10 protein-coding genes are annotated in these 8,744 nt (G+C 68.1%); 6 read left to right on the top strand and 4 right to left on the bottom strand.

What is annotated here, in order from left to right:
- Positions 1 to 139 precede the first annotated feature (139 nt).
- Positions 140 to 361 (bottom strand): hypothetical protein, encoded by a 222-nt coding sequence (locus ACWF9Z_RS36120; protein ID WP_453609785.1) that lies wholly within the window; start codon positions 359 to 361, stop codon positions 140 to 142.
- A 346-nt stretch (positions 362 to 707) separates the two neighbouring features.
- On the opposite strand from ACWF9Z_RS36120, the gene ACWF9Z_RS36125 reads away from it, so the two are divergent.
- Both ACWF9Z_RS36125 and ACWF9Z_RS36130 read left to right on the top strand, forming a co-directional pair.
- The gene (locus tag ACWF9Z_RS36125) at positions 708 to 1,112 is read left to right on the top strand and encodes a hypothetical protein (protein WP_453609787.1); all 405 of its coding nucleotides are present in this window, start codon (positions 708 to 710) and stop codon (positions 1,110 to 1,112) included.
- 631 nt (positions 1,113 to 1,743) lie between these two features.
- Positions 1,744 to 2,949, top strand: coding sequence for a peptidylprolyl isomerase (locus ACWF9Z_RS36130; RefSeq protein WP_453609788.1), 1,206 nt, complete (start codon positions 1,744 to 1,746; stop codon positions 2,947 to 2,949).
- 385 nt (positions 2,950 to 3,334) lie between these two features.
- Here ACWF9Z_RS36130 and ACWF9Z_RS36135 read toward each other — a convergent pair whose 3' ends face one another.
- The gene (locus tag ACWF9Z_RS36135; RefSeq protein WP_453609790.1) at positions 3,335 to 3,535 is read right to left on the bottom strand and encodes a transposase; all 201 of its coding nucleotides are present in this window, start codon (positions 3,533 to 3,535) and stop codon (positions 3,335 to 3,337) included.
- Between the two features lie 183 nt (positions 3,536 to 3,718).
- Between ACWF9Z_RS36135 and istA the strand changes: the two genes are divergently transcribed.
- Both istA and istB read left to right on the top strand, forming a co-directional pair.
- On the top strand, positions 3,719 to 5,110 hold the full coding sequence (istA, locus tag ACWF9Z_RS36140; protein WP_453609800.1) for an IS21 family transposase: 1,392 nt from the start codon (positions 3,719 to 3,721) through the stop codon (positions 5,108 to 5,110).
- Positions 5,107 to 5,877, top strand: coding sequence for an IS21-like element helper ATPase IstB (istB, locus tag ACWF9Z_RS36145; RefSeq protein ID WP_453609791.1), 771 nt, complete (start codon positions 5,107 to 5,109; stop codon positions 5,875 to 5,877). Before istA ends, istB begins: the two co-directional genes overlap by 4 nt.
- 21 nt (positions 5,878 to 5,898) lie before the next feature.
- On the opposite strand, the gene ACWF9Z_RS36150 is transcribed toward istB, so the two are convergent.
- On the bottom strand, positions 5,899 to 6,630 hold the full coding sequence (locus ACWF9Z_RS36150; protein WP_453609793.1) for a CPCC family cysteine-rich protein: 732 nt from the start codon (positions 6,628 to 6,630) through the stop codon (positions 5,899 to 5,901).
- On the opposite strand from ACWF9Z_RS36150, the gene ACWF9Z_RS36155 reads away from it, so the two are divergent.
- Both ACWF9Z_RS36155 and ACWF9Z_RS36160 read left to right on the top strand, forming a co-directional pair.
- Positions 6,589 to 7,113 carry a DUF1877 domain-containing protein gene (locus tag ACWF9Z_RS36155; RefSeq protein WP_453609795.1) on the top strand — a complete coding sequence of 175 codons (525 nt, stop codon included), beginning with the start codon at positions 6,589 to 6,591 and terminating at the stop codon, positions 7,111 to 7,113. The two genes, ACWF9Z_RS36150 and ACWF9Z_RS36155, sit on opposite strands and share 42 nt — an antisense overlap.
- Before the next feature lie 269 nt (positions 7,114 to 7,382).
- Entirely contained in the window at positions 7,383 to 7,736 is a 354-nt protein-coding gene (locus tag ACWF9Z_RS36160) for a PRC-barrel domain-containing protein (RefSeq protein WP_453609796.1), read from the top strand.
- A 542-nt stretch (positions 7,737 to 8,278) separates the two neighbouring features.
- On the opposite strand, the gene ACWF9Z_RS36165 is transcribed toward ACWF9Z_RS36160, so the two are convergent.
- Entirely contained in the window at positions 8,279 to 8,560 is a 282-nt protein-coding gene (locus tag ACWF9Z_RS36165; RefSeq protein ID WP_453609798.1) for a hypothetical protein, read from the bottom strand.
- Positions 8,561 to 8,744: the final 184 nt, after the last annotated feature.

An 8,744-nucleotide genomic window follows, 5' to 3' on the forward strand; every position in this document is an offset into this window, starting at 1 on the left:
CGCGCGGCGCCCCCGCCGCCGCGCGCGCCCGCGGGGGGCCCCCCCGCCCCCCCCCCCCCCCCCCCCCCCCCCCCCCCCCCCCCCCCCCCCCCGGGTCTCGCCGCTGGTGGCTCCGGGGCCGGCGGCGTTAGAGCGGTGATCAGCGAGACGGGGTCACGGACGGCCCGGGCTCGGTGATCTGGGCTTCGAGGTCGGCAACGCGGCGGTCCTGGAACCGCAGGTTGGAGCGGGCGGCCTTGAGACGCTCATCCAGGGTGCGGTTGTCGGTGGTGAGTTGGCGGACGCGCTGCTTGAGAGTGGTGTTCTCGCTCTCCGGCGGGCCTGGGATGCCTGCGCCGCAGTTCCCTGCCCGAAGTGCCACGTTGCGGCGGGCCAGTACTGCCGTAACCCGATCCGGGGCATCTGGTGCGTGACCCGCTTCCACAAGCCCCGGCAGACCGCGGCGGATGTCCCGAGCGTGCTGGGGCCGGTCGGCGTCCACGGACTCAGCTGGGCCAGGGGCACCGGCGTGTTCGCGTGGGACGACCGCCTCATTCCAGCAGCACCGTGACCACCGGGTTCCAGACCCCGCCGGGCCGTCCTCCGCGAGCGTGATCCGCGGACGTCAGCGGGAGCCAGGTGGCCGGGAGTCCTCGGTCCAGCGCCTGGTGGGGCATCCCGAAGCCGAGAGGGCGAGGTCAAGGGTCGGTTGGGTTAGATTCACCCGTATGAATGTCACCCCTATGAACTCATTGGCGCAGGTGTACGACAGGGAGTTCCGGGTGCGGGGCCTGCGTGAACAGGGCTGGGGACGGGGCCTGATGGCCGTGGCCGTACTCATCTGGCTGTGGCTGGGGTACTTGCTCGTGTTCCCCTTCAGCGTCGACGGCCACCGCGGTGCTATCGAGTGCAAGTCCCGCGCCTTCCACGAGACCGGATATCTCCGCGAGTCCTACCGCGTGGACGAGGGAGACAGCTGCGACGGCGCGCGCGACTGGGGCCCGATCACCGCCGGCCTGCTGCTCTCTCTTCCCTTCGCTATCGGAGGCGTCGGCCTGTTCGTGTCGGGTATCTCGACGGTCCGCACCGCCGCGTACGCCGCGGACATCGCCCGCCTGAACATCGAGGAGTAGTCCTCGTGGGGATGGCAGAAGTCGAGGGACCGCCCCGCCGAATGCGTCGGTGGTCTGGCGTGAAGCGTCTGCCGGTACCCAGAAGCCGCATCTCAACCGATCATGGAACGTGCGACTCGAACGGGCTTCCCACTCGGGTGGTCTTCCCGTTGCACGCGCAGGAGTCGATGCCTGACATACCGCAGGCCCCAGCCGACCCTGGAGGCCGACTGGAGCCAGGTGCTCTTGCTGCGCGGCAAGCGCCCGTCAGGGGCGCGGGCTTTCCCCGTGGCGGGACTCAGGACGTCCAGATGAAGGCGGCGTGGCCGTCACCGCCGTCGTGGCCGTTGCCCGTGGTGTCCGGCAACTCTGAGCCGCCGTTGCCACCCAGGCCCGCCCGGCCGGTGTCCAGCGAGGCCGGGGCGGGAGCCCTGTGCCGTGACCAGCAGACCGGTCTGCAGCAGGGCGATGCGGGTTCAATGCCGGGCCGATCTTGGCTTTCGCGTGGACGAGTTGCCTTGCCGAGGGGGCATGGCAAGTCCTGACTGGTTCTTTCGGACGAGGCGGGTCCTGGGTGGAGCGGGGCGAAGGGCAGGCTGATCCGGGTCTATCGGCATACGGAACAGCGAGCGCGCTCAGGGCAGGCCTATCGATGTCGCCGAGCGCGGCACCCTATTCCTTCTGCGACCGAAAGGCCGTCTCCTTCATGTTCTCCCGTGGAAACCGCACATCCCGCCACGCCGCCGCCCTGCTCGGCGCCGTCGCCGTCACGGGCGCCTCGGTGGCGGTCCCCGGACCCGCCGCTGCGGACTACAGCGGCAACTACGGCGACGCCTGGGTGAAGAACAACGGCCACGGCAACAACGGCAAGGGCTACGGCAAGGGCTACGACACGAACTGCGGCGACAACTACGGCAACGGCTACGACGGCCACCACGGCCACGCCTGGATACCGGCCGAGGTCCGCAAGGCGGACCTGAAGGTCACCGCCTCCGGCCCCGCGACGATCGCCCACGACCAGGAGCAGCGCTGGGTCGTCGAGGTAATCCTCAGTAACTATCCCCGCAGACCAAACCCACGCTCTAGACTGCGACCGCTTCAGGACTTGGCGATCATCGGGAGGGCGTGCGAGATGAAACGGGCACTGATCAGCACATTTGCGGCCGTGGCGTTAGTTGTGTCCGGGGGGAGTGTCGCCACCGCTTCCGACGGTGCTCCGCCGCGCACGACGCACGGCCCTTGCCAGTACACACAGACCCCGGACGAGCCGCCCGCGCGTCCTGTTCCGCTGCCGCCTGACCCACGACGCACCCCCAGCCGTGGCACGGTTGACATGGCTGTTCCGACCAGCCAGGGACCGCTCCCGTTGCGTTTGGACCAGGCCAAGGCGCCGTGCACGGTCCAGAGTTTCTTGCACCTGGCACGGCATGGGTTCTACGACCGAACGGTGTGCCACCGTCTGACGGCGTATCCGACGCTGAAGGTCCTGCAGTGCGGCGACCCGACCGGTACCGGTGAGGGCGGGCCCGGGTACAAGTACAAGGACGAGCTGCCGGTGGACCTGCCGCCGGCACCGACCGACCCGACCGGCGCGCGCCGCCTGTACGGGCGCGGCCTGCTGGCGATGGCCAACGCCGGTCCAGACACGAACGGTTCACAGTTCTTCGTCGTTTACGGCGACTCCGCGCTGCGACCGAACTACACGGTGTTCGGCACGGTCGGCACCGAAGGCCTGACGACACTCGACAAAGTCGCCGCCCGAGGAGTCGAGCCGACCACGGAGGACCCGGCACCGGTCGACGGCACACCCGTGCTGCGGACCGAGCTGCTCCACGTCTGGCCGTCCTGCCGGCATTGACGCACCGCGGCGTGGCCGCGTCCTCGATGAGCGCGCCTGGCGCCTGTGACCGCCCCAGGCGGACTACGCCGGCCGGGTGAAGCGTCTGGGTGCGGAAGCGCAGGGATCCGGAGCTTGTGCCCGGACTACGCGAAGCGCCCAAGGGTGCGACCAGTGGACTCAGTACGGTGCCGCCCATGGACATCGCACCCGTCGTCCGGTCCCGGCTCCATGCCCGGGCCGGACTCCGCGACCGCGCAGAGCCAGATGCCGGGCCGTAGAGCTGGTGACTGCCACAGCCACCGGAGGAGACCGTCTGGCCTGTGTGCAAGGTATTACCACCGGCGCCCGTGGGCTGCGCCTGGCCCTGAGCTTGACTCTGTCGGGGATCTTGGAGGCGTCGAGTTCATCTGCCGAGGGTTCGCCAGGAGGTGAGCCGGGGGATCTTGTGCTGGTCGAGGTAGTTCTGGAAGGCCGTCGGTTGTCGGGGCGGAGGGGATCCTTCGGCCGACGGTAGTCCGCTGAGTCGCTCGATGTTGACGGCGATCGCGGTCAGGACGTGCTGAATGTGGGCTTTGCTCTGGCCTCGGTAGCGGCAGCGTCGCATGCCATGGCCGTTGTCGGCGTACACATGAACGTGCCCAGCCACGTACGAATGAACGTGCCCAGCCACGTACGAATGAACGTGCCCAGTTCTTGACGTGCTGAGGGTTGCTGCTGGGCAGCCTGCTGCTGGCCTGTTCGGGGTGGCGGAGGGCGGCTCACCGTGGTCTTGGACCCGCAGCGATGGATGGAGCTTCGACGATTTCGCGGGCTGTTCGAGTCCGGGGCAATGAGCTTGTCCGAGATCGCGAAGGAGACGGGACTCAACCGCCGCACGGTCCGCAAATACCTGACCGCCCAGGCCCCGATCTCTCCGCCTCGTCGGTCATCGACCGGGCATGCTCGCGGACGGATGGTGGACGATGTCGCGCCACTGATCGACGCGATGCTCCGGTCGGAGATTCTGATCAAAGGGGCCGTGGTCCACGAGCGGCTGGTGGCGGAATACGGCTTCACCGGCAACTACCAGCGCGTGAAGCTCTACATGCAAGAGGCCCGCCCCCGAGTCGCGGAAGAACTAGGCATCAGCCCAGGCGAGCTGGCCGGTCTCCACCGCAGGTTCGAAGTGGTCCCCGGAGCACAGGCCCAGGTCGACTGGGGAGACGAGGGCAAGATCCTCGCCCACGTCGGGATCCCGAAGGTCTACTCATTCCACATGACCTTGTCCTACTCGCGGGACCCGTTCTGCTGCTTCACCACCAGCCAGGACCTGGCCACCTTCTTCGACTGCCACCGCCAGGCGTTCGCCCACTTCGGCGGGGTGCCGATGTCGATCGTCTACGACCGCACCAAAACCGTCGTCCGCCGGCACGTCGCACCGGGCGAGGCGGTCCCTCTGCATCCCGAAGCAGTCGGGTTCGCCGGGCACTACGACTTCGACATCGACGTCCTGGCCGCCTACCGCCCCACCGGAAAAGGCCGGGTCGAGCGGCAAGTCCTGATCGTCCGCGACCATGTCCTGTCCGGACGGGCCTTCTCCTCCATCGAGGAACTGGACTCCGCGTTCAACGCATGGGTGCCCTTGCGCCGAGCCAAGTCCCACGGCACCCACGGTGAAGTCATCGGCCACCGCGCGATCCGCGACCACATGGCCTTGAGGCCGCTGCCGGCGACGCCTTATGTCGTCACTCAGCGACACCTTCGCTATGTCGGCAAAGACTGCCTGGTCGCCTTCGACGCGAACCTTTACTCGGTGCCGGCCCGCAAGGTCCGCCCGCGTCAGCTGGTGGAAGTCAGGGCCACGAAGTCCCAGATCGTCCTGCATTCCACCACGCCGAACGCCGACGGGGAGACCCTGCTGGCCACCCACCAGCGGGCCGTCGGCCGCGGGGCCTGCGTAGTCGACGAGAAGCACTGGGACGGTCTTCCCGACGGACGGAACCGGCGAACCACCACCGGCGACATCCCACCCCGGCCACGCCACCACGACCCTTTGGGCCAGGAGGCCGGCTCGCTGATGGCTCTCCTCAACCGGGCCGCGGCCGTCCGAGTCGAGGTCGGTCGCAGGCCGCTGTCCGTCTATGACGAACTGACCGGGACCCGTCCCTTCACCCACCCCACGCCGGAGGAGCCCAGTTGAGCGAGCTGGTCAGCACCCGTATCCGCACCACTGCCGCAAAGCTCGGCCTGCCCCACCTGGCTGAGGGCCTCGCCCAGTACGCCAGCCGGGCAGACGAGGCCAAGCTGGGCTACCTCGACTTCCTCGACCTCGTCCTGGCCGAAGAACTCGCCGTTCGCGACGACCGCCGCTTCCGCCAGGGCCTGCGGCTCTCCAAACTGCCGCACCACAAGACCCTGGACGAGTACGACTTCGCCTTCCAGGCCGAGCTCGACCCCCGCAAGATCAAAGACCTGGCCACCCTCGCCTTCGCCGAGGCCAAGGGCAACGCGGCCCTGCTGGGACCGCCCGGAGTCGGCAAGACGCACATCGCTGTCGCGCTCTCGGTCGCTGCCTGCCGGGCCGGCTTCTCCGTCTACTTCACCAGCCTTGACGACATGGTCCGCCAGCTGAAGGCTGCCGAGACTGCTGGCAGGCTCAACAGCAAGCTCCGTACTTACCTTCGGCCGGGCGTCCTCGTCGTTGATGAGGTCGGCTACCAGCCGCTGGAACGAGCCGAGGCCAACCTGGTCTTCCAGGTGATCTCAAAGCGCTACGAAAAGGGCTCGATCATCCTGACCTCGAACAAGACCTTCAGCGAGTGGGGGCAGGTGTTCGGCGATGAAGTCCTCGCCACCGCCATCCTCGACCGCCTCCTGCACCACTGCGACGTCGTATCGATTAACGGCCCCAGCTACCGGCTCAAGAACCGACTCGCCGCCATCGAACGGGACAACAACGCGGCCTGACCTGGTCAATAGCCTCGGTGGTCAAACGCGTCGCCAGAACCCGTTGTCCCGGTATCGCCACCAGTACAACACCGTGCGATCGTCAGGCCAAGCAGCCAACCGGGTCGCCCGGGACTCGAACCGGTCCCTCGACAGATCGATGGGCCGCCAGTTCGGGTCCAGCGGCTCATCACCATCAGGCGGTCGCACATGCTCCAGGAGTCGCTCCTCGCATGCGCCAAATGCGAGGAAGTCCTGCTGGGCGTTAAGCAACGACGACCTGTTGGCGCCACTTGTTCTGTCTGGCCAGCGCAACTGCATGACGTCGTCCTCCCAGAAACAGACAGGACATATCTGATGCGAGCCGGGCCCGTCGTTCAGGGTCAGATGGCCGCAGCACACGCAGGGGTACCTCAGATGCATGCCTCCCATCTTCAGAGACAGTCGCGCCGGAGCCCAACGAGATTCCAGTAGGGCATTCTCGCCCGACATCCCGCAGACCTGCTGGCACCTGGGCACGTTCATCCGTACCTGCCTGAGCACTCTGAGAAGTACGCGGACAGCCGTGGGCGAACTCGTTTGTGAGCGGTCACGTATTTCCCCAGGCTTCGGGATCTGAGCGTCACGTAATTCCCCACCCCGGCGGTCACGAGTCCCCATGGGGGCGGCGACCGTGGGCAGCTCCAAGCCTGCAGCCCGAAATCCGGTAGGCGCGGCAGGCATACTGCCGTCATGGCCGTTACCCAGCAGCTCGCCCGCATCCCCGAGGGGCATCTCGCCGCATGCCGTCAGTCCGCCGCCGCGTCATCGGACCGCGATCCCCACTGGGATCCACCGGCGTCCGACGTCCTGGACCTGGACTGGGCACCGGCGCTGCTGAAACGCGTCGGCGAGGTGGCCGGGCTCGAAGAGGTCCATCTCGATGCTCTGCGCCGGGCCACCGACGGCGACACTACTCTTGACCTGGGCTTCCTCAACACTCACCCACACGCCATAGCCCCCTTCGGGGCCACCCCAACCGGCCTGGGCGTCTCTGAAGTGGCGCGCGTCTCCGAACTGCTCGGCCAGATCGACATGCCCGTCCTTCTCGCCGCCCTGCCGGCCGACGAGCGTGACGCCGAATCCTTGATCGGCCAGATAGGCGGCCCCATCACCGGCGGTCTGAGGGCATACCTGCTGGAGCACTTCAACGCCTTGAGCAACTTCTACCTCGACGCAGCCAAGCGCCACCTGCTCGTCGTGCTCTGGTGGGACTGACCCGCGACCCACCAGGCGTCCCCACCACGAGCACCTGGGGAATTACGTGACCGTCGGGCCGGGGAATTGCGTGACCGTCCACAGTTCCGGGACGGGGAATATGGACCAACCCCGTCGATGTCCTGCTACCGCGCCCGGCGGTAGGGACGCCGTCGCGGTCGGGAGAGCGCGAGCGGCAGGCAGCGGAGTGGCTTTCCCGTGCTTGGGTTTTGCGTTCGGTGCGATCTGGTCAGGTTGTCCGTAGTCATGGACAACCGAAAGGCGTCGCTGTGAGCGAGTTCGACATCTGGGGCTACCACCCCAGTGCGGGATACCTGAAGGGCACCGACATCGTCGGCTACAAGGTCGAGGCCACCGACGGGAGCATCGGCAAGATCGATAAGCATTCTGAGGATGTCGGAGCCTCCTACCTGGTCGTGGACACCGGGGCGTGGATCTTCGGCAAGCGTGTGCTGCTGCCGGCTGGGACCATCGAGCGCATCGACATGATCGGGGAGAAGGTCTACGTCGACCGGACGAAGGACCAGATCAAGGACGCCCCGGAGTACGACGAGGCCAAGCAGGCCGGCGAGTCCAACTATCTGGAGCGGTTCGGCCGGTACTACGGCCAACCCCACATGTAGGCGTTGCGGTCACGCGGGCTAGAGGGCGGGCTCGGCGGGCAGTGCGGTCACGCGGGGCCCGGGGTGTCCCATCGTTCCCATGTAGGAGAATCGCGCAGCGGAGGGACGATGCAGTGGTGATGTCGGGCAGGCAGCCGCGGGTCGCGTTCGGGGCGCTCGTGGGGGTGTTCCTGCAGGGCTGCGCGGGGTGGGTGCTGTGTCCGGGTACACAAGCGCGGGGCCCCGCCCCCTCGCGCAACTACGCGCCGAGAGAAAGCAGAGCGCGATCAACACCTCCAGGTTGTCCGCCGACGTCATCAACTCGCTCCTCGAGCGCGCCCGCGCCGCAGCTGCGGCGATCCGGGCCCGGGTCTCCGTGATCGTCGACGTCGCCTTGGCGGCCGTGGACGTCGTGGCGGTGGTGTTCGTGATGAACGGCGGCGGCCGATTCCACCGACGGCACCTGCACGCCGAGGCACGCCGTCACCTCGCCCTGGTCCTTCGCGGCCGGCGGCGCGACCCCGGTCTGGTGGGTGAGGTCAAAGGCAGCCAGCCACCAGCCGTTAGGCCGCCTTCGACGCGGCGGTGGAGCGGAAGGAGCGAACCAGGCTCCAGGTGGCGACGGGGCCCAGCAGGAGCGTCGCGTAGAACGCCGCCTCCATCGCGCCCCGCGCGAGGGCGACGGTGAGCGGGAGCGACAGCACGTGGTCGGCGAAGGTCAGCCACGGGTCGGTCCGGGCGCCGGGCTCGGCCCGGAGCGCGCGCGGCAGCGCCCGGGCGGCGTGGAGGAGAAGTACGGCCGCGAGGGCCAGCAGGATCCAGAAGAAGACGGCAGGTACGGTCACGCGGCTGAACCTAAGCCCTGCCCGGGCCCCCGCGCGGCGCCCCCGGTCCGAGGGCCGCCGCGCGGAGGCCCCAACCGCGCCCTGGGGCGCGTTACTGAGGATTTCAGGGTGGGGTCGGTGGGTTGATAGCCAGGCCGGTGGCGGTGAGGCAGCCGTCGATGAGGTGGGGTCGGAGCTGGATTCT

This window comes from Streptomyces sp. NPDC054961, from assembly GCF_053609145.1.

Coding starts and splice junctions, on each gene's coding strand:
- ACWF9Z_RS36155 (WP_453609795.1), top strand. CDS start 6,589: ATGGCCGTTACCCAGCAGCTCGCCCGCATCCCCGAGGGGCATCTCGCC.
- ACWF9Z_RS36125 (WP_453609787.1), top strand. CDS start 708: ATGAATGTCACCCCTATGAACTCATTGGCGCAGGTGTACGACAGGGAG.
- ACWF9Z_RS36130 (WP_453609788.1), top strand. CDS start 1,744: ATGTCGCCGAGCGCGGCACCCTATTCCTTCTGCGACCGAAAGGCCGTC.
- istA (WP_453609800.1), top strand. CDS start 3,719: ATGGAGCTTCGACGATTTCGCGGGCTGTTCGAGTCCGGGGCAATGAGC.
- ACWF9Z_RS36135 (WP_453609790.1), bottom strand. CDS start 3,535: ATGCGACGCTGCCGCTACCGAGGCCAGAGCAAAGCCCACATTCAGCAC.
- ACWF9Z_RS36150 (WP_453609793.1), bottom strand. CDS start 6,630: ATGCCCCTCGGGGATGCGGGCGAGCTGCTGGGTAACGGCCATGACGGC.